We start from the raw sequence: 25,836 nt of genomic DNA, 5'->3' as shown, positions 1-25,836 counted from the left end.
GGTTCAGTCGAGTTTGGTGTCCTTGCCGACGATCTGGCGGACGCCTTCCTTGGTGAAAGGCTGTAGAAGCTGCGGCAGGAATCCTTTCGCAATCTTGCCCTTGATGCCGATATCGGTGGAAGAAGGCCTGTCGGGGTTATGATAGGAACCGAAGATCAGATCGAAGAAGACGAGATTTTCGCCGTAGTTGGTGTTCCCTTCCGGAAGCTGTTTCGAATGGTGCCAGCGGTGCAGGCGCGGGGTGCTGAACACGTAATCAAGGGGCCCCGTTTTCATATCGACGTTGCAATGGGTCAAAATACCGATGAATGCGGTAACGGCGCCGAGCCACCAGAATACCTGGAGCGGTGCACCCATGAAATAAAGCGGTATCTGGCTGAGCGCGATCTTGAACAGGGAATCGGCCACATGGAAGCGGCCGGTATTGACGACCCACAGCCGCACGACGCTATGATGCAGCGCATGGAAGCGCCAGAAGAACACGGTTTCATGGGCGATGCGATGGGCCCAGTAGAGGCCGAATTCGGCAACCGTCACCGCAAGCGCGACCTGAACCACCATTGGCAGATGCGATGGCCACAGGTCGAACCGCATGGCGGCGAGCGGCTGCAGCACATTGGCAGCCAGCATCGGGAAGATTGCCGCTGCGGCGGCAGCGAGCTGCACGAGCCCCTTGGTCAAAAGCGTGTGACCGATGCTGGTCATTGTCTCGCCGTCACCCTCAAGCCATTGGATTTCGTAGGGAATATAACGTTCCAGAAGAAACAGGCTCAAAACCGCGCCGGCATAAACAGCCAGAAACGCAGCGATCGGATGGCTGCCCGCGAAAGCGAAATGGGACCCCACGAGGCCGCCGACAAACACCAGCGGCCAGGAAGAATAGGAAAGAGCCTCTTTCAATACCTGCGCTTTTGCCATCAAAATCAAATCCCGTCCGGCATCATTCGTCTATACCGCCGGCGCAATTTCGCGCCGGCGTCAAAGCAGCCCTTACCCCCGCATCGATCACCTGTCTCGATTGGAGATCAGGCCTTTATCGCTCGAATGCATTACACAAACATGGCACTCACCGGTGCCGAAATGTTCAGCTTATCCTGATTGCGATGTAAACAAGCGTCAGCGCTATGACCCAGAGTGCCGCCCGTCCCCATTTGGTGTGGCGCGCTTCCGCCTTGCCTATGGCTTCCGCCGTCTGCGTGTCGAAACGCAGGCCGTTTTCGCTCATATACATCAGTTCGGAATGCAGCTTTTCCGTCTTGGCCGCGATCTCCGGCGCTGCCTCGGCAAGCTTGAGGGCCGCCTTCATACCGTCCTTCAGATCGGTGACGATGCGCTTCGGGCCGAGATTGTCCCTGATCCAGCCGCCGACGACCGGGTCTGCCGCCTTCCACATGTTGAATCGCGGATTGAGCATGCGCGATACGCCTTCCACCACCACCATGGTCTTTTGCAGCATCACGAGTTCCGGCCGCGTTTCCATGTCGAAAAGTTCGGTCACTTCGAACAGCAGCGTCAAAAGCTTGCCCATGGAGATCGTCTCGGCCGGCTGGCCGTGGATCGGTTCGCCAATGGCGCGGATCGCCTGCGCGAAACTGGCTTTATCGTGATGGCCCGGCACGTAACCGGCCTCGAAATGCACTTCAGCCACCCGCATATAATCGCGGGTAATGAAGCCGTAGAGAATTTCGGCAAGGAAGCGGCGTTCCTTTTTGCCAAGACGTCCGGCGATGCCCATGTCGACAGCGACGATCTCGCCCTCAGCGTCGACGAAGAGATTGCCGGGATGCATGTCGGCGTGGAAAAAACCATCGCGCAGCGTGTGCCGCAGGAAGGACTGGATCAGTGTGTCGGCGAGTTTGTTCAGGTCATGGCCGGCGGCCTTCAACCCTTCGATGTTCGACATCTTGACGCCGTCGATCCACTCCATGGTGACGACATCACGCCCGGTGCGCTCCCAATCGACCTCGGGAACCCGGAACCCGGGATCGTCCTTGGTGTTCTCCGCAAGTTCGGAAAGAGCGGCGGCCTCGAGCCGCAGATCCATCTCGATCTTGGTGGTCTGCTCCAGCGTGCGTGTCACCTCGACGGGGCGTAGGCGGCGGGCGGAGCGGACGAAACGCTGCTGCAGATCGGCGATCAGATACATCGCCTCGAGATCGTTCTGGAAACGCTGGCGAACACCCGGACGAATGACCTTGACGGCCACCTTGCGCGGCCCTTTCGGCGTATCCACCATGGCCGGATGCACCTGGGCGATGGAGGCGGCGGCGATCGGATCGCCGAATTCCCTGTAGAGATCGGATACCGACCGTCCGAGCGAGCCCTCGATATTCGCCTTCGCCGCAGCCGCCGGGAAGAAGGCCATGCGGTCCTGAAGGCTCGCGAGATCGTCGGCGAAGTCGGCGCCCACCACATCCGGCCGGGTGGCGAGAAATTGACCCATCTTCACATAGGATGGGCCAAGCCGCTCGACAGCCACCGCCAGACGGTCACTGCGTTGCGCCCTTTTCGCCTTGCTGCGGGCGAAAGGCTTCAGCAGCGCTTTTAACAATTGGGCGGGAGCAGGCAGGTCATCGGAAGGCAGGGCCAGCACGACACCTTCGCGCACGAGAACCCAGCCAACCCTTGCGAGGCGGAAATATGCGCCCAAAGTACTCATGCTTATGCTTGTCTCCTGCGTCTGCCGGCCATGGTCTTAGAGCTTCCAGCCGGAATGCAGGGCGGCGATGCCGCCGGTATAGTTGGTATAGGTGACGCGGGAAAAGCTGGCGGTGCGGATCATCGTGGCAAAATCCTCCTGATTGGGGAATTTGCGGATCGACTCGACCAGATATTGATAGGGCTCGGCATCACCGGTGATCATCTTGCCGAATTGCGGGATGGCATTGAATGACCAGGCGTCATAAACGCGGTCAAGCAGCGGCATTTCGACTTCGGAAAACTCCAGCACAAGCAGCCGTCCGCCACGTTTCAGCACGCGATGGGCCTCCTTCAGCGCGACATCGATGCGCGGCACGTTGCGAATGCCGAATGCGATCGTATACGCGTCGAATGTATTCGCCTCGAAGGGCAGTTCCTCGGCATTGGCCTCAACGAAGGTCAGATTACCGGAAAGTTTCTTTTTTGCTGCGCGCTCCTCGCCGACGGCCAGCATCGAGCCGTTAATATCGAGAACCGTGGCGTGCGCCAGGCGGTTGGAGGCTTCGATGATGCGGAAGGCGATATCGCCAGTGCCGCCCGCTACGTCCAGGATCTTGTAGGAAGGATCCTTGCGCGGCGAAAGCGAGGAGACCATGGCGTCCTTCCACAGCCGGTGCAGGCCGGCCGACATCACATCGTTCATGATGTCGTAGCGCTTGGCCACCTTATGGAAGACCTCGTTGACCAGCCCCTGCTTCTTGCCTTCGTCCACCTTGTGGAAGCCATAGGACGTTTCCATGCCGCCTTGGGCAGTGGTACGGGCGTCGGTCATCGTCTGTCTCCATATTTATTGCGTGGCGGACCATAGCGGAAACGCCATGGCAACGCTATCTGTTGCCGCATCGCCTGGGCGCGACATTTCGCGTGCACTCTATAGACCACATGGTCCTAACGATAAACTGTCGGATAAGCCAGATGCCAGAATTGCCGGAAGTCGAAACGGTCAGACGCGGCCTTGCGCCTGCCATGGAAGGTGCAAAGGTCCGCAAGCTTCATCTCGGGCGCCCCGATCTGCGGTTTCCGTTTCCAGAGGATTTCGCAGAGCTTATTGAGGGAAAGACGATCATCTCGCTTGGGCGCAGGGCGAAATATCTCCTCATCGAGCTGGAGGGCGGGCTGACGATCGTGTCCCATCTCGGCATGTCCGGCTCGTTCCGCATTGAGGCGGAAATGGGTGAGGGCGGTGAAGCGCCCGGCACGTTTCATTATGCCCGTTCCAAGAACGGCAAGCATGACCATGTCGTCTTTCATCTGGATAAAGGGGAAGAGCGCGTCTGCGTCATCTATAATGATCCGCGCCGCTTCGGTTTCATGCATCTGGTGGAGCGCAACAGGCTCGATCTTTACCCCGCTTTTGCAGAACTTGGCCCGGAGCCGACCGGCAATGCGCTGAGCGCCGATTATCTGGCAAGCCGGTTTGCGGGCAAAAGCCAGCCTCTTAAAAGCACGTTGCTGGACCAGAAGGTCATTGCCGGTCTCGGCAATATCTATGTCTGCGAGGCGCTGTGGCGCGCGCATCTTTCACCCTTGCGGGCAGCGGGAACGCTGGTGACGAAAGGTGGCAAACCCAAAGCGCAGCTCATCGATCTGACGGAGAAAATCCGCGTCGTGATCGCGGATGCGATCGCCGCGGGCGGCTCCTCATTGCGAGACCATATACAGACGGACGGAACGCTCGGTTATTTCCAGCATTCCTTTTCGGTCTACGACCAGGAAGGCCAGCCTTGCCGGACACCCGGCTGCGGGGGTACGGTTGAAAGGGTGGTACAGGCCGGTCGTTCTACCTTTTATTGCGCCGCCTGCCAGAAATAGCGGTGCCGCAAATTACGGAGAAGAGGAGATTGCCGTGGACTATGAAACGATACTGGTCGAGAAACGCGATGAGGTGGGCATCATCACCCTCAACCGACCCAAGGCGCTCAACGCCCTCAATTCGGTGCTTCTGAAAGAGCTGCGGCACATTCTTTCTTCCTTCTCCGCCGATGATTCCATCGGTGCGATTATTATCACGGGCTCGGAAAAGGCATTTGCGGCGGGCGCTGACATCAAGGAAATGCAGGGGCTGGATTTCGTCGATGCCTATGTCGGCGATTTTCTCGGCGGCTGGGACGAGGTTGCGGCCACCCGCAAGCCGGTCATCGCCGCCGTATCCGGCTTTGCGCTCGGCGGCGGCTGCGAACTGGCGATGATGTGCGATTTCATCATCGCTTCGGAGACGGCGAAGTTCGGCCAGCCGGAGATCACCCTCGGCGTCATTCCCGGCATGGGGGGCTCGCAGCGGCTGACACGGGCAGTGGGCAAGGCGAAGGCCATGGATCTGGTTCTGACCGGACGCATGATGGACGCGGCGGAAGCCGAGCGGGCCGGCCTCGTGTCGCGTGTCGTACCGGCTGCAAATCTCATGGATGAGGCGGTGGAGGCGGCAACCCGCATCGCTTCCCTGTCGCGTGCTTCCGTTCTCATGGCCAAGGAAAGCGTCAACCGCTCCTTTGAAGTCCCGCTTTCGGAAGGACTGCGATATGAAAGACGATCCTTCCAGTCGCTGTTCGCCACGGCGGATCAGAAGGAGGGCATGGCCGCCTTCGTCGAAAAGCGCAAACCCGCTTTCCGGAATCGCTAAGGATTCGGAATATCGGCGCTTTTAAGCGTTTTGCGCGTTGACGGGCGTAAGCTTTAGCGGTATATGCCCGCCCACGGTTAAGGAAAGCCATCCGGCTTGTCCGAAATTACTCCCGCATTCTTGGGTTACGTGAGGTCTTCGAACGACCCGATCCTATGGTTGCGGAATTTGGTTTGAATTCGAAGAGAGGCATACATGGCCAATACAACTTCGGCGAAAAAGGCGACCCGCAAGATCGCTCGCCGTACCGCAGTCAACAAGGCTCGCCGTTCGCGCGTTCGCGGCTTCATCCGCAAGGTCGAGGAAGCAATCGCTACCGGTGATCTGGCAGTCGCCACCGAAGCTCTGAAGGCAGCCCAGCCTGAGATCCAGCGCGCAGCGACCCGCGGCGTTCTGCATGGCAACACGGCATCCCGCAAGGTGTCGCGTCTCGCACAGCGCGTTAAGGCTCTTTCCGCCTAATCCGGCTAATCACAAATAATTATTCAAAAAGCCTGGTCTTTTGACCGGGCTTTTTGTGATTCTAACTGTCCGTTAACCATTGCTGCCGTAACGTGACAAACGCATGTCAGATGGACGACAGGAAATTTATAATAAAAACAATAGCTTGCTGGAGGTCTTCAGAAAGCTAGGAGGCTTTCTCTACGGAAGTCGCAGCTAGTTTTGAGTCAAGAAGATTTTTATTTTTTTGCCAAAATCGGCTCTCAAAAAATGCCAAAATTGAATCTCATTGATTCATAAGCGATTCTGCTTAGCACCCCGTCGGTGATGCAAAACGGCCTTTGCGAGTCAATGGCCGATCTGAGTTTTTGCAGAAAAAACGCCATTGATCTCTCCCCATGATCCTGCCTAAATGCATTTCAACAAGGGGTGCGGATCTCAGTCCACAGATTATCTCGATGATCGTATCGACGATATTCACCTTCTTGCTGGCGGGTCTTTCGGGGTCCGTTTTTTCAGGTCATGGAGCTTTTTGCGCCGTTTCGGTCTCCGGAACGGGCAGGAGTTTTTTGTCCTCAAGAATGCGCCTTAAGGTTGTAGCGAAAGGAGCGTTTTAGCGTGTCGCAGGCCTCTCCATGAGGGGGAGGGAAATGGGATAACCGGCTCGCAAACAAGTACTCGTCTTTGACGTTCTTTCGAGGGGAACGCTGGGGGCAAAAATAACGAGGGGGATCTCTGGCGATCGATCTTTGATCGTCAGGCTATGATTGGCAATTTGAAAGGCGGCAATATGCAATTGAATTTGGCGATGGGTGCTGTGGCTGATGGGGACCGCGCACCAAAGACGCGTGATGCAGCTTGCTCAGATGCGGCAGGGGACAAATCGGCAATGACGCACGATGCGCTGTTTGAACGTTTTAGCGCGCGGCTCAAGGCACAGGTTGGTCCGGAAGTCTATGCGAGTTGGTTTGCACGGCTCAAACTCCATTCTGTTTCGAAAAGCGTCGTTCGTTTTACCGTTCCGACGACTTTTCTGAAATCCTGGATCAATAACCGTTACATGGATCTGATTACGAACCTCGTCCAGAGCGAGGATCCGGATGTGCTGAAGGTGGAGATTCTGGTCCGCTCGGCCAGCCGCCCGGTCCGTCCGGCTCAGACCGAGGAAAGGGCGCAGCCCGTTCCGGAGGTCGGCGCGGCTCAACGTAACAAGTCCTTCATTCCGTCGCAGCCCGCGACGTCGCCTGCGGCGCAGCCTGCGGCTTCGCAGGCGACCCTGCGTCAGGGCGGTTCCGGGCCGTTGTTCGGCTCGCCGCTCGACACACGTTTCACCTTCGACACCTTTGTCGAAGGCTCTTCCAACCGTGTCGCGCTTGCGGCGGCAAAGACGATTGCCGAAGCCGGCGCCGGCGCCGTGCGCTTCAATCCGCTGTTCATTCATGCGGGTGTTGGCCTTGGCAAGACACATCTTCTGCAGGCCATCGCCAATGCCGCCATCGACAGCCCGCGCAATCCGCGTGTGGTCTATCTGACGGCCGAATATTTCATGTGGCGTTTCGCGACCGCAATCCGCGACAATGATGCGCTGACGCTGAAGGACACGCTGCGCAATATCGACCTTCTCGTCATCGACGACATGCAGTTCCTGCAGGGCAAGATGATCCAGCACGAATTCTGCCACCTGCTGAACATGCTGCTCGACAGCGCCAAGCAGGTCGTTGTCGCGGCTGACCGTGCGCCCTGGGAGCTGGAATCGCTCGATCCGCGTGTCCGTTCCCGTCTTCAGGGCGGTATGGCGATCGAGATCGAAGGTCCCGATTACGACATGCGCTACGAAATGCTCAACCGTCGCATGGGCTCGGCGCGTCAGGACGATCCGTCTTTCGAGATTTCGGACGAAATCCTGACCCATGTGGCCAAGAGCGTGACGGCGAGCGGTCGCGAGCTTGAAGGCGCCTTCAACCAGCTGATGTTCCGGCGCTCTTTCGAGCCGAACCTCTCGGTGGACCGTGTCGATGAGTTGCTGTCGCACCTCGTTGGCAGCGGTGAAGCCAAGCGTGTCCGTATCGAGGACATTCAGCGCATCGTCGCCAGGCACTATAATGTGTCGCGGCAGGAGCTGGTCTCCAATCGCCGTACCCGCGTCATCGTCAAACCGCGCCAGATCGCCATGTATCTGGCAAAGATGTTGACGCCGCGCTCATTTCCCGAGATCGGTCGCCGTTTCGGCGGTCGCGACCACACCACGGTTCTTCACGCGGTGCGCAAGATCGAAGATCTGATTTCCGGCGACACCAAGCTCGGCCACGAGGTTGAGCTTCTGAAACGCCTGATCAACGAAAACAACGCATAAAAAAGAAGCGGCCTTCGGGCCGCTTCTTTTTTATTGTCGTCCTGTCTATGGTTTATGCAGGGCATTGCGAGAGTCAGCAGGCGAGATCGGCCACCACGGCATCGAGAATGAGCATGCCTGATGGTGTGCAGCGCAGGCGGGAATTGCCGATCCTCTCCACGAAACCGTGCTGGAGAAGAAACTCTTCTTTTTCCGGGTCAAGGTCGCGGCCGGAAAGATCGCTCCAGCGGGCGAGGTCGATGCCCTCGCGCAGGCGAAGCCCCATCAGCAGCAATTCGTCGGCCTGTTCGTCGACGCCAAGCAGTTCCTGATCGACCATGCCATGGCCTTCCCGCTCTACTGTTTCGAGCCAGGTCTCGGGATGCCGCTCGGTGGCGGTGGCGAGCTTGGAAGCGCCACGCGTCAGGCGTCCATGCGCACCGGGGCCGATGCCGGCGTAATCGCCATAGCGCCAGTAGGTCAGGTTATGGCGGCTTTCGGCGCCGGGCCGGGCATGATTGGAAACCTCATAGGCGGGCATGCCGTAACGCTCGGTGATTTCCTGCGTCGCTTCATAAAGCACGGCCGAATGCTCGCCATCGGGCACGATGAGCTTGCCGGCCTTGTGGAGGCCATAAAAGGGCGTGCCTTCCTCGATCGTCAGCTGGTAGAGCGACAGATGGTCGACGGCATAGGAGACAGCCTCCTTCAGTTCGGCATCCCATTCGGCCACCGTCTGGTTCGGGCGGGCATAGATGAGATCGAAGGACATGCGCGGAAAAATCTCCCGCGCCAGCCGGATGGCTTTCAAGGCATCGGCGACATCATGCAGGCGGCCGAGGAATTTCAGATCGCGGTCGTTCAGTGCCTGCACGCCGAGCGAGACACGATTGACACCCGCCGCTCGATAACCGCGAAACCGTTCCGCCTCGACGCTGGAAGGATTGGCTTCCATGGTGATCTCGATACCATCAGGCACGTGCCAGAAACGCGAGATGCCATCCAGTAGCGCGCCAACAGTCTGCGGGTCCATCAGCGAGGGCGTACCGCCGCCCATGAAAATGCTGGTGACCACGCGCGGGCCGCTCAGCGTCCGCATATGTTCCATTTCACGCAGGAAAGCTGCGGTAAACCGCTCCTGATCCACCGGCCGATGGCGGACATGGCTGTTGAAATCGCAATAGGGGCATTTGGCCGCGCAGAACGGCCAGTGCAGATAGATCCCGAAACCGGGATCGCCCGTGTCCGGCAGAAGCGATGCGCCGGGGGCAGAAAGTTGGTGCTCCCCGACCATCGGGTTCATGCCTCCAGGCAGGTTTCTACGAATTTCTTGAAGGCGCGGGCGCGGTGCGACAATGCAAAGGCGTCGCCATGTTTCCAGCCGTGTTTCTCATCCGCGCTCATTTCGCCGAATGTGGTCTCATACCCCTCGGGTTTAAAGATGGGATCATAACCGAAACCGCTCGTTCCGCGCGGCGGCCACACAACAGTGCCTTCCACCTCGCCACGGAAATATTCGACATGCCCGTCCGGCCAGGCGAGACACAGCACGCTGACGAAGCGGCCGGTGCGATCCTCCGGGTTCGAAGCTCCTCGCTCGGCCAGCGCATCCTCGACCTTCTGCATCGCCATGGCGAAATCGCGCGTCCCATCGGCCGTCTCCGCCCAATTGGCGGTATAGACACCCGGCGCACCGTCAAGCGCGTCGATAACAAGACCGGAATCGTCGGACAAGGCGGGCAGGCCTGATGCCTTCGCGGAGGCAAGCGCCTTGATGGCGGCATTTTCCTCGAAGGTGGTGCCCGTCTCGTCCGGTTCTGAGAAGTTCAGCTCCGCCGCAGATTTGGCGGAGAAACCGAAAGGGCCGATCAGATCGGCGATTTCGGCGATCTTGCCCTTGTTATGGCTGGCGACAACGATCGTTCTGGTGTCGAGCTTGCGCATGGTTCTTTCCCGTCGGCTCAGGCGATCGCCTGTTTCTGAAGGGCGACCAGTTCGCTGCAACCGGCCTTGGCGAGACCGAGCAGCGTCAGGAATTCTTCCTCGGAGAAGGGCGCGCCTTCAGCCGTTCCCTGAACCTCGACGATACCGCCCGAGCCGGTGATGACGAAATTGGCATCGGTTTCGGCCGAGGAATCTTCGAGATAGTCGAGATCGATCACCGGCTGGTTGGCGAAGATGCCGCAGGAGATCGCGGCGATATGGTCCTTCAGAACTTTCTCGACCTTGATCATGTTGCGGGTTTCCATCCATTTCAGGCAGTCATGCAGGGCAATCCATGCGCCGGTAATGGAGGCGGTGCGGGTGCCGCCATCGGCCTGGATGACGTCGCAGTCGATGCTGATCTGGCGCTCGCCGAGCGCCTGCAGGTCGACGACGGCGCGCAGCGAGCGGCCGATGAGGCGTTGGATTTCCTGTGTGCGTCCGCCCTGCTTGCCGGAAGCGGCCTCGCGCTTCATGCGTTCATGGGTGGAGCGCGGCAGCATGCCATATTCGGCGGTGACCCAGCCCTTGCCGCTGTTGCGCAGCCACGGTGGCGTCTTTTCTTCTAGGCTTGCGGTGACGAGTACATGCGTGTCGCCGAATTTCACGAGACAGGAGCCTTCGGCATGTTTCGAGAAATTGCGTTCGAAGGAAACCTTGCGCATCTGGTCGGTTTTTCTGCCTGAAGGCCGCATATGATCCACTCTCCATGTTGGTCCCTGCCTTCTAAGGCGAGGTCCGGGCTTTTGCAAAGCCAATTTCCATTTTGCCGCGGCGTTGCAACGCATTATATTGATGCAAGCTGGTTTGAACGACAAAGAACGGACGAAATGGGTTTTTCCGCACCGCTATCACAAGATCAGGCATCGCTGCTGGATGAACGGTCTCGGGAAATTTTCCGGCGCATCGTCGAAGGTTACCTCGATACGGGCGAACCGCTCGGATCGCGCAGCCTGTCGCGACTTCTGCCGATGTCGCTTTCGCCTGCCTCCGTGCGCAATGTCATGAGCGATCTCGAGGAGCTCGGCCTCATTTATTCGCCGCATATCAGCGCCGGGCGTTTGCCCACGCAGACGGGATTGCGCTTCTTTGTTGATGCCTTCATGCAGGTGGGCGATCTGCCCGCCGAGGAGAGGGCTAGTATCGACCGCCAGATCGGGCCGGTCGCCGGTCACGAACAGTCGCTGGAAGGGTTGCTGACGGAAGCAAGCCGCATGCTTTCCGGCATGTCGCGTGGCGCCGGCCTGGTGCTGACCGCCAAGAACGATGTCATCCTCAAACATGTGGAATTCATAAGGCTGGAGCCCACCAAGGCGCTCGCCGTGCTGGTGGGTGACCACAATCAGGTCGAAAACCGCATCATCGAATTGCCGGCCGGTATTTCCTCGTCGCAATTGACCGAGGCTGCGAATTTCATCAATGCTCATCTCTCCGGTCAGACGCTGCATGAATTGCGCGGTCAGTTTCAGGCGCAGCAGGCGGAACTGCAATCGGAACTCGGCATATTGGCGCAGGACCTCGTGGAACGTGGTCTTGCGGTGTGGGCGGGAGACAATGAAGAGGGCAAGCTCGGCCGTCTCATCGTTCGCGGTCGCTCCAACCTGCTCGAAGGCCTCGCCGGTGAAGAGGATATCGATCGAGTGCGCCTGCTGTTCGACGATCTGGAGCGTAAGGAAAATCTCATCGAAATCCTCAACCTTGCGGAAAGCGGCTCAGGCGTCAGGATTTTCATCGGCTCGGAAAACAAGTTGTTTTCGCTGTCCGGTTCGTCGCTGATCGTCGCGCCCTATCGTGACGAGGACAATCGTGTCGTGGGCGCGGTCGGCGTTATCGGCCCGACCCGGCTGAATTACGCCCGTATCGTGCCGATGGTGGATTATACCGCGCAGATCATGGCGCGCCTTTCCCGCAAGCAAAGATAGGACAGGCCCTCAAAGGTCAGAGAATGCGGCAAGCTTTTCGCCGCAAGCCTTGATTTTTGCCCGTCAAAGCTCGATATCGGGCGCAACCAACAATATTCAAATCTGGAGAACGTCATGACCGACGATACAAAAAAGCCCGGACCTGACGCGGACGTCGCGGAAGAGTTTGTCGATCCTGCCCTGGTAGGTGAAGAACAGGCCGAAACGGCAGAACCCGATCCGGTCGAGCTGCTCAAGGCTGAGAACGCCGATCTGCGCGATAAATTCCTTCGCCTTGCGGCCGAGATGGACAATCTTCGCCGTCGCACCGAGCGCGATGTCAAGGATGCCAAGGCCTATTCCCTGGCCGGTTTCGCACGCGACATGCTCGCCGTTTCCGATAATCTTCGCCGCGCGCTCGAAGCCATTCCCGATGAGCTAAAGACCAACGGCGAAGCCGGTCTCAACGGTCTGATCGAAGGTGTCGAGATGACCGAACGCTCGATGCTGTCGACGCTGGAACGCCACGGTGTGAAGAAGATCGATGCCGAGGGCCAGAAATTCGATCCGAATTTCCATCAGGCCATGTTTGAGATTCCCAACACTAAGGTTCCAAACAACACCGTGTTGCAGGTGGTTCAGGCTGGTTTCACCATAGGCGATCGCGTCCTGCGTCCGGCGATGGTCGGCGTTGCCAAGGGCGGCCCGAAGGCGGACGTTGCAGCATCCTCTGAGCCGGGCACTTCGTCTCTCAATGAAAAGGACGCGTAAGGCTTCTGTCCTTACGTCATAAAAAACGCGCCTTCAGGGCGCGTTTTTTATTGCCGTTAAAACTAAGGCGGAACCCGCGATCAGGCCGCTGTTGCTTGCTCCTGATTGAGGAAAGCGTAGATTGCCGTGTCGGAATCGGTAGCGCGCAGTTTGGCGACCAGTTCAGGGTCGCGCAGGGCGCGTGCGATTCTGGACAAGGCCTTCAGATGATCCGCGCCGGCGCCCTCGGGTGCGAGCAGCAGGAAAACCAGGTCGACCGGTTGGTCGTCCAGCGCTTCGAAATCGACCGGTGTTTCAAGACGTGCGAAGACGCCGGTGATCTGATGGATGCTGTTGAGCTTGCCATGCGGAATGGCGATACCGTGGCCCACACCGGTGGAGCCGAGTTTCTCACGCTGGAGGATGACGTCGAAAACTTCCCGTTCCGAGACTCCGGTAATTCTGGCTGCCTTTGCGGCCAGCTCCTGAAGCAACTGCTTTTTGGAATTCACCTTGAGGGCGGGAATAATCGCATCTTGTTGCAGCAAATCTGCCAACGCCATTCTCTTTTTCCTTCATGCCATCGAGACGATGCAGGAGGCAGACTGCACTTTCGCGCCCTGCCTCCCACGTCTTGTCAGACTGTTCAGCTCTTGATCGTTTCCGCGTCGATCCAGCCAATATTGCCGTCATGACGCCGGTAAACGATGTTGAGATATTCCTTGCCCGGGCTGCGGAACAGCAGAACCGGTTCGTCCGTCATGTCGAGCGCCATCACGGCGCTGGCGACGGACATCGTCTTAATCTGTTTGGAACTCTCCGCAACGATGGTGGGTGCGTAATCGTCAGGAACCTCGTGGTCCTCATCGGGAACAGCATCCATCACCGTATAGGCGATTTCCTGCGACATGCCATTGGCGCCATTATGGTGGTCCTTAAGCTTGCGCTTGTAGCGGCGCAGGCGCTTCTCGATCCGCTCTGCGGCGGCATCGAAGCTCGCCTGCGGATCATTTGCCTGACCCGCCGCGTGCAATACAACGCCGGTATCGAGATGCAGCTTGCAATCGGCGGCAAAACGCGATCCGGATTTCTCCACGGTTACCTGGCCTGAATACCCCCCATCGAAGTATTTGGTAACCGCCAGACCTATATTGTCCTCAATCCGCTGCCGGAAAGATTCACCGATCTCCATATGTTTACCAGATACACGCACACTCATGGAAATTTTCCTTTTTGTAGTGATTTGCGAGTACCAGCTTACGTCAAGCCGCGCGCGCATCCAAGCGTTTCGAAGACCTTAAAAAGCCCTCATTCGAATTTTACGCCCATGGACGGTGGAGATGAATCCGTTACAAATGACCTTGCTGACGTGTGCGGCGGGCTTCTAGCCGCTGCCGTGGCAAGAGTCAATGGTGCGGCAAAAAACCGCCATAAACGTTGTTCGTGGCTACCGCTCAGAATACAGCCAGCTTGGCCAACGCCTTCTTTTCCCGACGCCTCTGCACGGAGGAGGGGATGTTCATCGCCTCCCGATATTTGGCGACGGTGCGCCGGGCGATATCGACGCCGCTCTTTTTCAGGTTGTCGACGATATCATCGTCTGAAAGAACCGCCTCGGCGGCTTCCTGCGCGATCATGGCCTTGATGCGGTGACGCACCGCTTCCGCCGAATGGCTGTCTCCGCCTTCCACGGCGCTGATCGAGACGCTGAAGAAATATTTCAGTTCGAACAGCCCGCGCGGCGTCAGCATGTATTTTTTGGTTGTCACCCGGCTGACGGTGGATTCATGCATCTTGATGGCGTCGGCCACCGTCTTGAGGTTCAGCGGGCGCAGCTGGTCGACACCATTGACGAGGAAGGCATCCTGCTGGCGAACGATTTCCGTCGCCACCTTCATGATCGTCCGGGCGCGCTGGTCGAGGCTGCGGGTCAGCCAATGGGCCGTTTGCATGCATTCGGCCAGAAAATCCTGATCCTCGCCCGCGCGCGCCTTATGTTTCGACACCTCGGCGAAGTAACTCTGGTTGATGAGCACGCGCGGCAGGGTCTCTGGATTGATTTCCACCAGCCAGCCGCCGGTGGAAGAGGGGCGAACGATAATATCGGGAACGATGGTCTCCGAAACCATCGAATCGTAACCGGCGCCGGGGCGGGGATTGAGCGTGCGGATTTCCGCCAGCATGTCGAGGAGATCTTCCTCATCGACGCCGCAGATTTTTTTCAAGGAGGCGAAGTCGCGTTTCGCCAGAAGTTCCAGATTGTCGACGAAAGCCCGCATGGCCGGGTCAAGCCGATCCTTCTGGGCAAGCTGGATCGACAGACATTCGCTTAAGGAACGGGAAAATACACCCGGTGGGTCGAAGCCCTGAAGCGTCTTCAGAACGTGTTCGACCGCCGATGGAGCCGCCCCCAGCCGTTCGGCGACGTCGTCGACGGCATCCGCCGCAATATAGCCGGTCTCGTCAAGCTGGCCGATCAGCGCATCGGCGATCATCCGGTCCTCGGCGGCGGATATGGCCAGCGGCAGTTGCTGATTGAGATGGTCGCCGAGGCTCTGTCTGGCCGCAACGAAATCGTCGAGATCGTAACTTTCTCCCGACTCCTGGCCGGGCATGGATTTCCATTGGCCGGCCAGTTCGGGCGCATCGGCCTTTCTGGGCTCGGCATCGTCGGGAAAGACGTTTTCAAAGCTGGTGTCAAGTTGCTCGCCGAGATTTGCGGCGCGGTCGCCGTACCAGTCGTCACTGTCTGACGTCACCGTGGCGGATCTCTCCGAACTTTCGCTATCGGCGTCGCCAAAACTCTCCGCGTCTACAGGTGTATCGCTGCTTAAATCGCCATCGTTTGCCGCAATTTCCAGCAGCGGATTGCGCTCTACCTCCTGCGCGATGAACTGCGTCAGCTCGAAATGCGTCATCTGAAGCAGCTGGATGGACTGCATCAGTTGCGGTGTCATCACGAGAGACTGGTTTTGACGCAGCAAAAGGCTGGCAGACAATGCCATGGCGGACGCGAAACTCCCCTTACAGCTTCTCCATCGTCTGATTTTCCAGAAATTTTACTGAGACGACAGGACTTGGCCCAAAAATTGCTTTTTTATTTTGTTTGGTCAAGCGTCAGGGCCGGGCGCGATGAAGAATCTTTCGCGTGCCGATCATGATGATTTAAAGCCGAAACGACCTGAAATCCTAAATCATGATATAGATCATATAATTAGAGCCGGATTTCAAGCAAAACCGCACACAGGCTTCGCCGTCCGGCTCCAGGTCTCAAAGGCTGAAATTATTGCCGAGATAGAGGCGGCGCACATCCGGATTGTTGACGATATCGTCCGGACGCCCATGCGTCAGCACTTCGCCGGCATGGATGATGTATGCGCGGTCGATGAGGCCGAGCGTTTCACGGACATTGTGGTCAGTCACGAGAACGCCGATGCCACGCGCTGTCAGGTGCCGCACCAGATTCTGGATATCGCTGACCGAAATCGGATCGACGCCCGCGAAGGGTTCATCCAGCAGCATGAAGGTCGGATCGGTCGCGAGCGCGCGGGCAATCTCCAGACGCCGCCGCTCGCCGCCCGAAAGCGCCACGGCCGGCGATTTCCGCAGTTGCGCGATATGAAACTCTTCCAGCAGCTCATCGAGCTTGCGGTTGCGCTTGGCAGCGTCCGGCTCATGCACTTCCAGTACGGCGCGGATGTTTTCCTCGACCGTCAATCCCCGGAAGATCGAAGCTTCCTGCGGCAGGTAACCGACGCCGAGACGGGCGCGCCTGTACATCGGCATGGTGGTGACGTCATTGCCGTTGATGGCGATCTTGCCGGTATCGACGGGCACCAGGCCCGTTATCATATAAAAACAGGTGGTTTTTCCGGCGCCGTTCGGGCCGAGCAGACCCACGGCTTCGCCACGGCGCACGACCAGCGAAACCCCGTTGACGACGCGGCGCGTATTATAGGTCTTCGTCAGACCATGCGCGATCAGCGTGCCCTGATAGGGGGTCTTGTCCACCGGCGAGGCTGCGTCCGCGGATCGATCGCGCCCGCCGCCGAATATCTTTGAGATCGAGGGTATCTTCACGAGGAAAGACTACTGTTTTTTCTGGGATTTCGGATCAAGCATGATCCGAACAGGGCCGCCGCAGCTTTCCAGCTTGGCCTGCCCCGTATTCATCAGCACGGTCAGCTTGCAGCCGGTGAAGACATTCGTACCTTCAGACAGCACGACCTGCTTGCCCGTCAGAATGAAGGTCTGCGCCGCCATGTCGAATTCACCGTGGTCGGCCGTGGCTTTCTGGGTCTCGGACGTCAGGTAGACATTATTGTCGACGAAGATTTTTTCGATATTGGCGTCGCCGCTGGTGAGCGAAGAACCCTCGCCCTTGTAATTCACCGTCATCTTGCCAGCCTGAAGGGTGGTCGTTCCCTGCACCACTTTCACATTGCCGGTGAAATAGGCCTTGCGCTCCTGATCGCGAATCTCGAGCTGATCGCTTTCAATCGCGATAGGCTGGTCGCCGGAGAGTTTGACGCCCTGCATGTTGCTGGTGGTGTTCTGGGCGAAGGCCACAGTTGCAAGACACGAAAGAACAAGACCTGCGGCTGCAAGGCCGGCGGATTTGCCGAGGGAAACGGGACGGGAAATTTGCATCATCTGGACCGGGCTCTCACTTGCCTTCATTCTTGATATTGGATGCAGCGATACGTGCCCGTACCTGCCCCGAAAATGTAATTGTTTTGCCATTATCGGCGATGTCAATCGATTGCGCAACAATCGAGCCGTCGTTTGTTTTGATCGAAACCGGCTCTTTGCTGCTCATTTTTCCGGCCTTCAGATCGACATCCGCAGACTGGAACTTCGCTTGTATGCCATTGCTGAGATTGATGTCAAAAGGCGCAGTCATCTTCAGCGTGTTGGTCGCCCGGTCGAAAATGCCTTCCTGGGCGATCACCTGCGCAACACTGTCGTTTACCGGCACTGCCGCCAGAACCTTTTCAAGCGTCATGAGATTGGGGTTGGCGATGTCCTGCAACGCACGGTCGGCGTTCATGGAATAATCGATCCCCTTCTCGTTGCGGCCGGCGACAGCAGGCTTTTCCATCACGATCTTGCCGTCTTCAATTCGTGCGCTCTCAAGAGAGACTTCGTCGGGGGCCCAGGTTCGGATAACCGAAACCGCGATGAAGGCGAGCGAAATGATTGCCGCGCCGAGCGGCAGAATGATCTTCAGCCGCTTCACGCGCGTGGAATGCCGCAGCGCGGTGTCATAGGCGCCGTTCTGGTCATTGCGCAGCGAAAATGCTGGCGCGGGTTCGCGGAGTCTTTCGAGCATAAGAGCGGGTCCGGAATGCCTCTAGGGCGCCATAATGGCGCATCATCGAAGCTTGTGTCTCTATCTAAATGTCTTTGGCATGTGTGCTTTGTCCTGCCAATATGGTTTTTGTCTGGATAGGTGCAAGGGAAATGCGAATTTTATCTTAATTCTGGTTTCCTTATTGTTTCCTTGCGGCTTCGCGTTAGAAGAACCATATGGCCTGAAGCGCAAAAGCGGATGACAGGGGTTTTTATGGACAACATGGCGATAGCGGATCGCAGGCGGTTGCGCCGCAAGCTGAGTTTCTGGCGGATTGCCGCCGTTCTGCTGCTTGTCGCCGGCGCTTTCGGTCTTTACCGGTTTTTATGGGATGGACCGCAGCAAAGTGCGAACCCTCATATTGCCCGCGTCGAGGTTTCCGGCCTGATCACCGATAATACCGAACTGCTCGAGCGGCTCGACAAGATCGCTAGGAGCGAGAATGTCAAAGGGCTGATCGTGTCGATTTCCTCGCCAGGCGGCACCACCTATGGCGGGGAGCGCATCTTCAAGGCTATCAGAGGTGTGGCCGAAAAGAAGCCGGTTGTGTCCGATGTCCGCACGCTTGCCGCTTCCGCCGGTTATATGATCGCATCGGCAGGCGATGTCATCATTGCCGGTGAAACCTCGATCACCGGCTCGATCGGGGTGATTTTCCAATACCCCCAGATCGGCCAGCTGATGGACAAGCTCGGCGTCTCGCTGCAGGAAATCAAGTCGTCACCGATGAAGGCCGAGCCTTCGCCTTTCCATGAGGCGCCCGAAGAGGCAAAGACCATGATCCGCGCCATGGTGATGGACAGCTACGGCTGGTTTGTCGATCTTGTCGCCGACCGTCGCAAATTGCCGCGCGAGGACGTGCTGAAACTGGCGGACGGATCAATTTACACCGGCCGGCAGGCGCTTGCCAACAAGCTCGTCGATACGCTCGGCGGCGAAAAGGAAATTCGCAGCTATTTCGAAACACGCGGTGTTGCCAAGGATTTACCGATCGTCGAATGGCGCGCGCCATCGTCCCGTTCGCCTTTTGGGCTTTTTAGTGTTGCGCAAATAGCGAAACTTCTGGGATATGATGATTTAATTCCCTTCGCAGGCCCCAGCCAGCTCGGTGCGGACAAGTTGTTTCTTGACGGTCTTGTTTCCGTTTGGCAGGTTGAGCCGCGTTAAAAATCCAATTCTTTCAGGGGGCAACCGTGATCAAGTCTGAACTGGTGCAGATCGTTGCTGCGCGTAACCCGCACCTTTATCACCGTGACGTGGAAAACATCGTCAACGCGGTGCTGGATGAAATCACCGATGCCCTGGCGGCAGGAAATCGCGTCGAGCTTCGTGGTTTCGGCGCATTTTCGGTGAAGAACCGTCCGTCCCGCTCGGGCCGGAACCCGCGTACGGGTGAGTCGGTTTTCGTCGAGGAAAAATGGGTGCCTTTCTTTAAAACGGGCAAGGAACTGCGCGAGCGCCTGAACCCGGGTATGGGCGACGAAGAGGACGATTGATCGTTCTTGACGCCGGGCGACTGAAAAGGAGCCTGCGAAACGCCCGCAGCGATGGAGTATTGTCGGATGTCGAAAAAAATCATCAACCTCATCATCCTGCTTCCACTGGCGATCATCCTCGTCATCCTTTGCGTGGCCAATCGTCAGTCGGTAACCCTGGCGCTCAATCCGTTCCGGCCGGAAGACGGCGTTCTGTCCTTCACCGCGCCGTTTTTTGTTTTCCTGTTTCTGGCGGTCATTTTTGGCGTTCTCATGGGCTCGGCGGCCACATGGTTTGCGCAGGGCAAACATCGCAAACGTGCCCGTATCGAAGCAAAAGAGGCCGTTCGCTGGCACGATGAGGCGAACCGCCAGAAGGCGGCCACCACAGGGCAACTGCCGCATGCGGGACAACTCCCGGCAAAGTGATGGTGCCGACAGTTGCTGCGGCTCTAGTCGAGCGGCGTGCGGAATGCTATTTGCTGGCGCAATAAGACGCGGGCAGAAGCGGAAAGATTTCCATTGAAGAAAAAAGACAGCCGGCCGGGCAATCGTGCGCGTGCCGGGAGCGAAAAAAAACAGGTCCATGCCGCAAAGCCGGCGCGGCGCACGGATACGGCGCCGAAGAAGCGCGAGCCGGACGCAGTCCGCAGCGTGCCGAGACCTGCGCCAAGGGAAAAGGCCATTCCGGTGGTGGCCGTTGAACAGGTGCCCGCGCGGCCCCTCAAGCATCGCACCGGTGAACTGCCAGCGGAACAGGTTCCTGTCATTCTGGAATCGAGCGGCGCGGGTGATTTTCACCTGATCGACAGCGGTAACGGCCTGAAGCTCGAACAATATGGCGATTACCGCATCGTTCGCCCCGAGGCGCAGGCTCTCTGGAAGCCTTCGATCCCGGACCGCGTATGGCAGAATGCCGATGCTGTCTTTACCGGCGATACGGATGAGGATGGCATGGGCCGCTGGCGCTTCCCGAAGGCGGCGCTCGGCGAAACCTGGCCCCTTTCCCTGCTTGGCATCGAATTTCTCGGCCGCTTCACGGCCTTTCGTCATGTCGGCGTCTTTCCGGAACAGATCGTGCATTGGGAATGGCTGAAACATGCCGTCGAAAAGGCCGATCGCCCGCTGAAAGTGCTGAACCTCTTCGGTTATACCGGCGTCGCGTCGCTGGTCGCGGCGGCCGCAGGCGCTGAAGTCACCCATGTCGATGCTTCCAAGAAGGCGATTGGCTGGGCCAAGGAAAATCAGGCACTTGCCGGGCTCGAGCAGGCGCCGATCCGCTGGATTTGTGAAGACGCGATGAAGTTCATCCAGCGTGAGGAACGCCGGGGCAGCAGCTACGACATCATCCTCACCGACCCGCCGAAATTCGGCCGCGGCACCCATGGCGAAGTCTGGCAATTATTCGACCATCTGCCGCTGATGCTGGATATCTGCCGCGAAATCCTGTCGCCCAAGGCGCTCGGCCTTGTGCTGACGGCCTATTCGATCAGGGCCAGCTTCTATTCGATGCATGAGCTGATGCGTGAAACCATGCGCGGCGCCGGCGGTGTCGTCGCGTCCGGCGAGCTCGTCATTCGCGAGGCCGGGCTTGATGGCAAGACGCCGGGCCGTGTGCTGTCCACATCGCTGTTCAGCCGCTGGGAGCCGAAATGATGAAAGATATGCGCGAAAATACCACGCGCCGCGTTGGCCAGGTCAAGGAAGTGACCAGCCTTGCCAATCCCATCGTCAAGGACATCAAGGCGCTCACACAGAAAAAGGGTAGGGAAGAGACCGGCACCTTCATGGCGGAAGGCCTGAAGCTGGTCATTGACGCGCTCGAACTGGGCTGGACGATCAAGACGCTGGTTTACGCAAAGGCCGCCAAGGGCAAGCCGCTGGTGGAGCAGGCGGCGGTCAAAACGGTCGCGTCGGGCGGACTGGTTCTCGAAGTCAGTGAAAAGGTCATCGCCTCGATCACCCGCCGCGACAATCCGCAGATGGTCGTCGGTATTTTTGAACAGAAATGGAAACCGCTGAAGGAGATCCGCCCGGAAAAGGGCGAGACCTACATCGCGCTCGACCGGGTTCGCGATCCCGGTAATCTGGGCACCATCATCCGCACTGCCGATGCGGCGGGTGCTTCGGGCGTCATTCTTGTCGGCGACTGCACCGATCCGTTTTCGCTGGAAACGGTACGCGCCACCATGGGGTCGGTCTTTGCCACCCCCATCGCCCGCGCTTCGGCCGAGGAATTCCTGTCCTGGAAAAAATCGGCGCAGGTCAGCGTCGTAGCCACCCATCTGGCCGGTTCGGTGGACTATCGAAAGATCGACTACGCCGGAAAGCCGGTCGTGCTCTTGATGGGCAACGAACAATCCGGCCTGCCGCCGGAACTCGCCGGCAAGGCCGACCAGTTGGCGCGCATTCCCCAGCAGGGCCGCGCCGACAGCCTCAATCTCGCCATCGCAACCGCCGTCATGCTGTTTGAGGCGCGGCGACATCTCCTCCAACTCGCACCGGTGACGTAATGGCCAAAGCGGCATTGTTCTCGAAATTCGGCCCGGCTTTCGCGCTGATCGCCGCCGCGCTGGTGCTGGATCAGATCGTCAAGCAGCTGGTCGAAGCCTATCTGCCGCTGCAGGAGGTGGTTCCCGTTGTCCCGTTCCTGGCGCTTTATCGCACCTATAATCTCGGCGTGGCCTTTTCGATGCTGGAGGACATGCACGGCTGGTTCATCGTCAGCATGCGGCTCGTCATCGTGGTCTTCGTCTTGTGGCTGTGGCGAAAGACGGCGGAGGACCGTACCTTTGCCCATCTCGGTTTCGCCTTCATCATCGCAGGTGCTGCCGGCAATCTGCTCGACCGTTTTTTTTACGGCCATGTCATCGACTATATCCTGTTCCACACGCAGACATGGTCTTTCGCAGTCTTCAATCTGGCTGACAGTTTCATAACCATCGGTGCAGCCTGCGTCATTCTCGACGAGTTTTTGCACGCCCGGACGGCTAAAAAGTAAAATTTTAGGGTTTCAGCCAAACATATCAAAACCGCTGCCGTGGTAGCGGTTGCCTATGAGCGAACTGACAAGACTTCGTCAAAAAGTTTCAGATGAGCTGGGCCTGACCGCGACGGCGGCGCAGCCGGCGGATCGTGTCGAGGCAATAACGCGCCATGCGGATGAAGAACATGCGCCCGATGCCAGATCGATCGCATTCTATGTCGCCGTGTCGTTATCGCTCGGGGCTTTTTCCGCCGCCTTGATTGCGCTTGCCATGCCTTACGCGGTTACCGTCGCGCTGGCGACCTTGTTTGGCGCCGTGCTCGTCGGCGTCCTGCTCTACGCGCTCTTCGGCGAACCTTCCCGGCATCCCGCTGCGCTGGATGAAGGTTCCGATCTCCGGCTGAGACAAGCGCAAAACCGCTCGCTGATTGCCGAAATGCAGGAATTCATGGGTGATATCGTCGTGGTCCGCGACATGAACCGGCGCATTGTCGAGGCGAACGGGGTCTTTCGGGAAATCACCGGCTGCGCCGCGCCCGAAGGGCTCAGCTGCGAGGAAATCGGCATCGCTTTCCGTCCGGGCGACAAGGTCCATGCTTATGATGTGGAGATCGCGACCCCGTTCGGCCAGCGCATCTTTTCCTGGCATGATGTCGTGACCCGCGATCTGGCAAGCAGCCGTCTTCTCATCAGCAGCATTGCCCGGGATGTGACCGAGGAGCGGCTTGCGCTGGCCGAAAGGGAAGACGCCAGGCTGCGCGCCGAACAGGCCGATGCTGAAAAAGCGCGGCTGCTTGCAACGGTAAGCCATGAAATCCGCCTGCCGCTTTCCGGTATGCTGGGCATGAACCATCTTCTGTCGAAGACGAGGCTCAACGAAGAGCAGCGAAATTATCTCGATGGCATGCGCCAATCCGGCCAGTCGCTGGTGCAGCTTGTCGAGGATCTTCTGGATTATTCGACCATGGAGGCCGGCCGCTTCAGGCTCAATCCGCGCGCGGAAAACCTGCGCCGGCTGATCGAGAGCATCGTCGAGATGCTGGCCCATCGCGCCCATGAAAAAGGCATAGAGATCACCTCTTTCGTCGCGCCGAATGTGCCTGATCATCTCGATTTTGATCCGGCGAGGCTACGTCAGGTCCTCTTCAATCTCCTCGGCAATGCCGTCAAATTCACGCAGGAAGGCGGCGTCGTCATCCGGGCGCGCATGTCCGACGACGAGTTGCACATCACCGTCGAAGATACCGGCCCGGGCATGAGCCGGGCGGAACAGACCCGTATTTTCGGGGAATTCGAACAGGCAGGCCCTTTGTCGCAACGAAGCGCCGGTACGGGCCTCGGACTTGCGATTTCCGCCCGTATCGTGCGGGAATTCGGCGGCCATCTCACGGTCTCGAGCCGCAAGGGCAAGGGCAGTACTTTCAAACTGGCGTTTCGCCCGGCGGGCGCCCCTGCCGAAATGGCGGATCCAGGACGGCGTAATTGCCTGCGGCATACAAATGTCCTGCTCATCGCACCAAAAGGCGTGGCGGCGGCGGTGACGATGGAGGCGATCGAGGCTTTCGGCGGTCGATGCACGCTCATTCATCAGCCTGAGGATCTGGAAGAACTGAGGAAGGGTTCTGCCACGCGGCCGGTCGAGCTTACCGATATCATCGTCGACCAGCGCAGTTCGCCGCTGTTCAGGGATGCCCTGAAAGATTGGCCGCAGCAGAATGTCCGCCGCACGCTGTTGGTCAGCCCCGAAGAGCGGCCGTCGACCATGCATGTGGCCTTCGATGCCTGGTTGATTCGGCCGTTGCGGGAAAAATCCCTGATCGACGTCCTGTGCGGCCGTCTGCGCGGCATTGAGCGGCGCGACGCCATAAACGACAACCACCCGGATGTGGGTTTTTCTTCGCGGGTGACGGAAGGGGGGAGCGGTATCGAGATACTCGTTGCCGAAGATGATGCCGTCAATCAGCGCATCATTCGCGTCGTTCTGGAAAAAGGCGGCTACATCGTCCGCGCTGTCGAGGACTTTGAAGCGTTGCGGCAATCTGTGGAGCCGGGGGCATCCCGCCTCCCTGATCTCATCGTCTCAGATCTCAACATGCCGGGCGGCGAGGGGCTCAATGTTCTTCCCGAGCTTCTCCATACGCTGAAGGGCGAAAGAAATATTCCCGTCATCGTGCTCAGCGCAGATGCGAGTGACGCGACCGCCGAAATCCTGCTGAAGGCTGGTGTCGGCGCGGTTTTGGCCAAGCCTGCCGATCCGCGACGGCTGATTGAGGAAATTCGCCGCCTGGTGGGGGTGAAACGGCTGTCGCTGTCATAACTTGACAGACTCGCACTGGCGGCGTTTTGTCACTATTCTGTCGTCAATTAGTGATTTATGACAGGAAAATTGTTTGGTGGCGGAGCGATTCCCCATGGTTGCCGAAATCCTCAATCACGACATTTGTGAAAACAATGTTGTCATTAGCCCCCGTCCCGAGACAACTCAGGACAATGAGGGTCTTTTCGGCCGCATAGGCACGCTGGAAACGCGGCTCGCCAGAAATGAACGCGAAATCGATGCCGCGCAATCCGTGCGTTATCGGGTTTTCGTCGAGGAAATGAAGGCGCGGCTTCCCGCGGAAGCGATGCGCCGCGAGCGCGACATCGATGCGTGGGACAGCGTCTGCGACCATCTTCTCGTGCTCGACAAGGCGATTGAAGGCGATAGTGAGGACCAGATCGTCGGCACCTATCGCCTGCTGCGGCAGGAAATCGCGCTTGCCAATAACGGTTTTTATTCCGCCAGCGAATTCGATATTGCCGGTCTCGTCGCGCGCCATCCCGGCAAGCGCTTCATGGAGCTTGGCCGTTCCTGCGTGCTGCCGGAATATCGCACCAAGCGCACCGTGGAACTTCTGTGGCAGGGCAACTGGGCCTATGCCGTCAAACACCGCATGGATGCCATGATCGGTTGCGCCTCCTTTCCCGGCGTGCAGCCGGAAGCCCACGCGCTTGCTTTGTCTTTCCTGCACCATAATTGTCTGGCCAAAGGCGAGTGGGAAGCTTTCGCCCTTCCCGAGCTTTATCGTGAGATGGACCTCGTGCCGGCAGAGGCGCTGAACGCCCGCAAGGCGCTGAACGCCATGCCGCCGCTGATCAAGGGCTATATGCGTCTCGGCGCCATGTTCGGCTCCGGCGCGGTCGTGGATCATGCCTTCAACACCACGGATGTGCTCGTGGTCCTGCCGGTTTCGTCCATCGCCGGCCGTTACATCAGCTATTATGGCGGCGAGGCCGAACGCATCAACGGCTGACC

At 58.5% G+C, this 25,836-nt stretch carries 26 protein-coding genes; 14 read left to right on the top strand and 12 right to left on the bottom strand.

The window, feature by feature from the left end:
• Positions 1-3: 3 nt before the first annotated feature.
• From olsE to ubiE, 3 genes are all read right to left on the bottom strand, one after another.
• A complete protein-coding gene (gene olsE / locus O9X91_RS02370) occupies positions 4-918 on the bottom strand; it encodes an ornithine lipid hydroxylase OlsE (RefSeq protein WP_142913705.1) in 915 nt (304 codons plus the stop codon).
• Positions 919-1,084: 166 nt separating this feature from the next.
• Positions 1,085-2,659 carry a 2-polyprenylphenol 6-hydroxylase gene (ubiB, locus tag O9X91_RS02365; RefSeq protein ID WP_142913704.1) on the bottom strand — a complete coding sequence of 525 codons (1,575 nt, stop codon included), beginning with the start codon at positions 2,657-2,659 and terminating at the stop codon, positions 1,085-1,087.
• Positions 2,660-2,695: 36 nt separating this feature from the next.
• Positions 2,696-3,472 carry a bifunctional demethylmenaquinone methyltransferase/2-methoxy-6-polyprenyl-1,4-benzoquinol methylase UbiE gene (ubiE, locus tag O9X91_RS02360; RefSeq protein WP_142913703.1) on the bottom strand — a complete coding sequence of 259 codons (777 nt, stop codon included), beginning with the start codon at positions 3,470-3,472 and terminating at the stop codon, positions 2,696-2,698.
• Between the two features lie 143 nt (positions 3,473-3,615).
• Between ubiE and mutM the strand changes: the two genes are divergently transcribed.
• The 4 genes from mutM (at position 3,616) to dnaA (ending at position 8,114) form a co-directional block, all read left to right on the top strand.
• Positions 3,616-4,512 carry a bifunctional DNA-formamidopyrimidine glycosylase/DNA-(apurinic or apyrimidinic site) lyase gene (gene mutM, locus O9X91_RS02355; RefSeq protein ID WP_142913702.1) on the top strand — a complete coding sequence of 299 codons (897 nt, stop codon included), beginning with the start codon at positions 3,616-3,618 and terminating at the stop codon, positions 4,510-4,512.
• A 34-nt stretch (positions 4,513-4,546) separates the two neighbouring features.
• Positions 4,547-5,320 carry an enoyl-CoA hydratase gene (locus O9X91_RS02350; protein WP_077983728.1) on the top strand — a complete coding sequence of 258 codons (774 nt, stop codon included), beginning with the start codon at positions 4,547-4,549 and terminating at the stop codon, positions 5,318-5,320.
• 195 nt (positions 5,321-5,515) lie between these two features.
• Complete coding sequence (gene rpsT, locus O9X91_RS02345) at positions 5,516-5,782, top strand: 30S ribosomal protein S20 (protein WP_006310170.1); 267 nt, start codon at positions 5,516-5,518, stop codon at positions 5,780-5,782.
• 868 nt (positions 5,783-6,650) lie between these two features.
• A complete protein-coding gene (gene dnaA, locus O9X91_RS02340) occupies positions 6,651-8,114 on the top strand; it encodes a chromosomal replication initiator protein DnaA (RefSeq protein ID WP_244614278.1) in 1,464 nt (487 codons plus the stop codon).
• A gap of 73 nt (positions 8,115-8,187) precedes the next feature.
• Here dnaA and hemW read toward each other — a convergent pair whose 3' ends face one another.
• The 3 genes from hemW to rph are packed head-to-tail and all read right to left on the bottom strand — an operon-like array spanning position 8,188 to position 10,771.
• Complete coding sequence (gene hemW / locus O9X91_RS02335; RefSeq protein WP_142914221.1) at positions 8,188-9,387, bottom strand: radical SAM family heme chaperone HemW; 1,200 nt, start codon at positions 9,385-9,387, stop codon at positions 8,188-8,190.
• 5 nt (positions 9,388-9,392) lie between these two features.
• Positions 9,393-10,037, bottom strand: coding sequence for an RdgB/HAM1 family non-canonical purine NTP pyrophosphatase (gene rdgB, locus O9X91_RS02330; protein WP_142914202.1), 645 nt, complete (start codon positions 10,035-10,037; stop codon positions 9,393-9,395).
• A gap of 17 nt (positions 10,038-10,054) precedes the next feature.
• Entirely contained in the window at positions 10,055-10,771 is a 717-nt protein-coding gene (gene rph, locus O9X91_RS02325; protein WP_003503798.1) for a ribonuclease PH, read from the bottom strand.
• A 135-nt stretch (positions 10,772-10,906) separates the two neighbouring features.
• On the opposite strand from rph, the gene hrcA reads away from it, so the two are divergent.
• Together hrcA and grpE are read left to right on the top strand one after the other, a co-directional pair.
• Positions 10,907-11,998, top strand: a complete 1,092-nt coding sequence (hrcA, locus tag O9X91_RS02320) for a heat-inducible transcriptional repressor HrcA (protein ID WP_142914203.1) — start codon at positions 10,907-10,909, stop codon at positions 11,996-11,998.
• Positions 11,999-12,112: 114 nt separating this feature from the next.
• Positions 12,113-12,748: a nucleotide exchange factor GrpE gene (gene grpE / locus O9X91_RS02315; RefSeq protein WP_077984404.1), complete on the top strand. Its 636-nt coding sequence runs from the start codon at positions 12,113-12,115 to the stop codon at positions 12,746-12,748.
• A gap of 80 nt (positions 12,749-12,828) precedes the next feature.
• Here grpE and ptsN read toward each other — a convergent pair whose 3' ends face one another.
• The 6 genes from ptsN to lptC all read right to left on the bottom strand — a co-directional run bounded on the left by ptsN (position 12,829) and on the right by lptC (position 18,059).
• Positions 12,829-13,290: a PTS IIA-like nitrogen regulatory protein PtsN gene (ptsN, locus tag O9X91_RS02310; RefSeq protein WP_003503792.1), complete on the bottom strand. Its 462-nt coding sequence runs from the start codon at positions 13,288-13,290 to the stop codon at positions 12,829-12,831.
• Positions 13,291-13,373: 83 nt separating this feature from the next.
• The gene (gene hpf / locus O9X91_RS02305; RefSeq protein ID WP_077984405.1) at positions 13,374-13,946 is read right to left on the bottom strand and encodes a ribosome hibernation-promoting factor, HPF/YfiA family; all 573 of its coding nucleotides are present in this window, start codon (positions 13,944-13,946) and stop codon (positions 13,374-13,376) included.
• A gap of 235 nt (positions 13,947-14,181) precedes the next feature.
• Positions 14,182-15,732 carry an RNA polymerase factor sigma-54 gene (rpoN, locus tag O9X91_RS02300; protein ID WP_142914204.1) on the bottom strand — a complete coding sequence of 517 codons (1,551 nt, stop codon included), beginning with the start codon at positions 15,730-15,732 and terminating at the stop codon, positions 14,182-14,184.
• Positions 15,733-15,997: 265 nt separating this feature from the next.
• Positions 15,998-16,783, bottom strand: a complete 786-nt coding sequence (lptB, locus tag O9X91_RS02295) for an LPS export ABC transporter ATP-binding protein (RefSeq protein ID WP_373692769.1) — start codon at positions 16,781-16,783, stop codon at positions 15,998-16,000.
• A 33-nt stretch (positions 16,784-16,816) separates the two neighbouring features.
• Entirely contained in the window at positions 16,817-17,380 is a 564-nt protein-coding gene (locus O9X91_RS02290) for an LptA/OstA family protein (protein WP_077984408.1), read from the bottom strand.
• Between the two features lie 13 nt (positions 17,381-17,393).
• Positions 17,394-18,059, bottom strand: coding sequence for an LPS export ABC transporter periplasmic protein LptC (lptC, locus tag O9X91_RS02285; protein WP_077984409.1), 666 nt, complete (start codon positions 18,057-18,059; stop codon positions 17,394-17,396).
• 234 nt (positions 18,060-18,293) lie between these two features.
• Between lptC and sppA the strand changes: the two genes are divergently transcribed.
• From sppA to olsB, 8 genes are all read left to right on the top strand, one after another.
• Complete coding sequence (gene sppA, locus O9X91_RS02280) at positions 18,294-19,247, top strand: signal peptide peptidase SppA (protein WP_142914222.1); 954 nt, start codon at positions 18,294-18,296, stop codon at positions 19,245-19,247.
• 2 nt (positions 19,248-19,249) lie between these two features.
• Positions 19,250-19,576 (top strand): integration host factor subunit beta, encoded by a 327-nt coding sequence (locus O9X91_RS02275; RefSeq protein ID WP_219256707.1) that lies wholly within the window; start codon positions 19,250-19,252, stop codon positions 19,574-19,576.
• 66 nt (positions 19,577-19,642) lie between these two features.
• The gene (locus O9X91_RS02270) at positions 19,643-19,984 is read left to right on the top strand and encodes a LapA family protein (RefSeq protein WP_162520623.1); all 342 of its coding nucleotides are present in this window, start codon (positions 19,643-19,645) and stop codon (positions 19,982-19,984) included.
• 93 nt (positions 19,985-20,077) lie between these two features.
• Positions 20,078-21,211: a class I SAM-dependent methyltransferase gene (locus tag O9X91_RS02265; RefSeq protein WP_142914206.1), complete on the top strand. Its 1,134-nt coding sequence runs from the start codon at positions 20,078-20,080 to the stop codon at positions 21,209-21,211.
• Complete coding sequence (locus tag O9X91_RS02260; RefSeq protein ID WP_142914207.1) at positions 21,208-22,068, top strand: TrmH family RNA methyltransferase; 861 nt, start codon at positions 21,208-21,210, stop codon at positions 22,066-22,068. Before O9X91_RS02265 ends, O9X91_RS02260 begins: the two co-directional genes overlap by 4 nt.
• The gene (gene lspA, locus O9X91_RS02255; RefSeq protein ID WP_269833575.1) at positions 22,068-22,556 is read left to right on the top strand and encodes a signal peptidase II; all 489 of its coding nucleotides are present in this window, start codon (positions 22,068-22,070) and stop codon (positions 22,554-22,556) included. The genes O9X91_RS02260 and lspA overlap by 1 nt, the downstream gene beginning before the upstream one ends.
• Positions 22,557-22,611: 55 nt before the next feature.
• Entirely contained in the window at positions 22,612-24,858 is a 2,247-nt protein-coding gene (locus O9X91_RS02250) for a hybrid sensor histidine kinase/response regulator (protein WP_269834278.1), read from the top strand.
• A 94-nt stretch (positions 24,859-24,952) separates the two neighbouring features.
• Positions 24,953-25,834 carry a l-ornithine N(alpha)-acyltransferase gene (gene olsB / locus O9X91_RS02245; RefSeq protein WP_077984415.1) on the top strand — a complete coding sequence of 294 codons (882 nt, stop codon included), beginning with the start codon at positions 24,953-24,955 and terminating at the stop codon, positions 25,832-25,834.
• Positions 25,835-25,836: the final 2 nt, after the last annotated feature.

The organism is Agrobacterium salinitolerans, from assembly GCF_027498475.1.
Taxonomy (GTDB): Bacteria; Pseudomonadota; Alphaproteobacteria; order Rhizobiales; family Rhizobiaceae; genus Agrobacterium; species Agrobacterium salinitolerans.
This window is presented reverse-complemented; position numbering and strand designations above follow the sequence as displayed.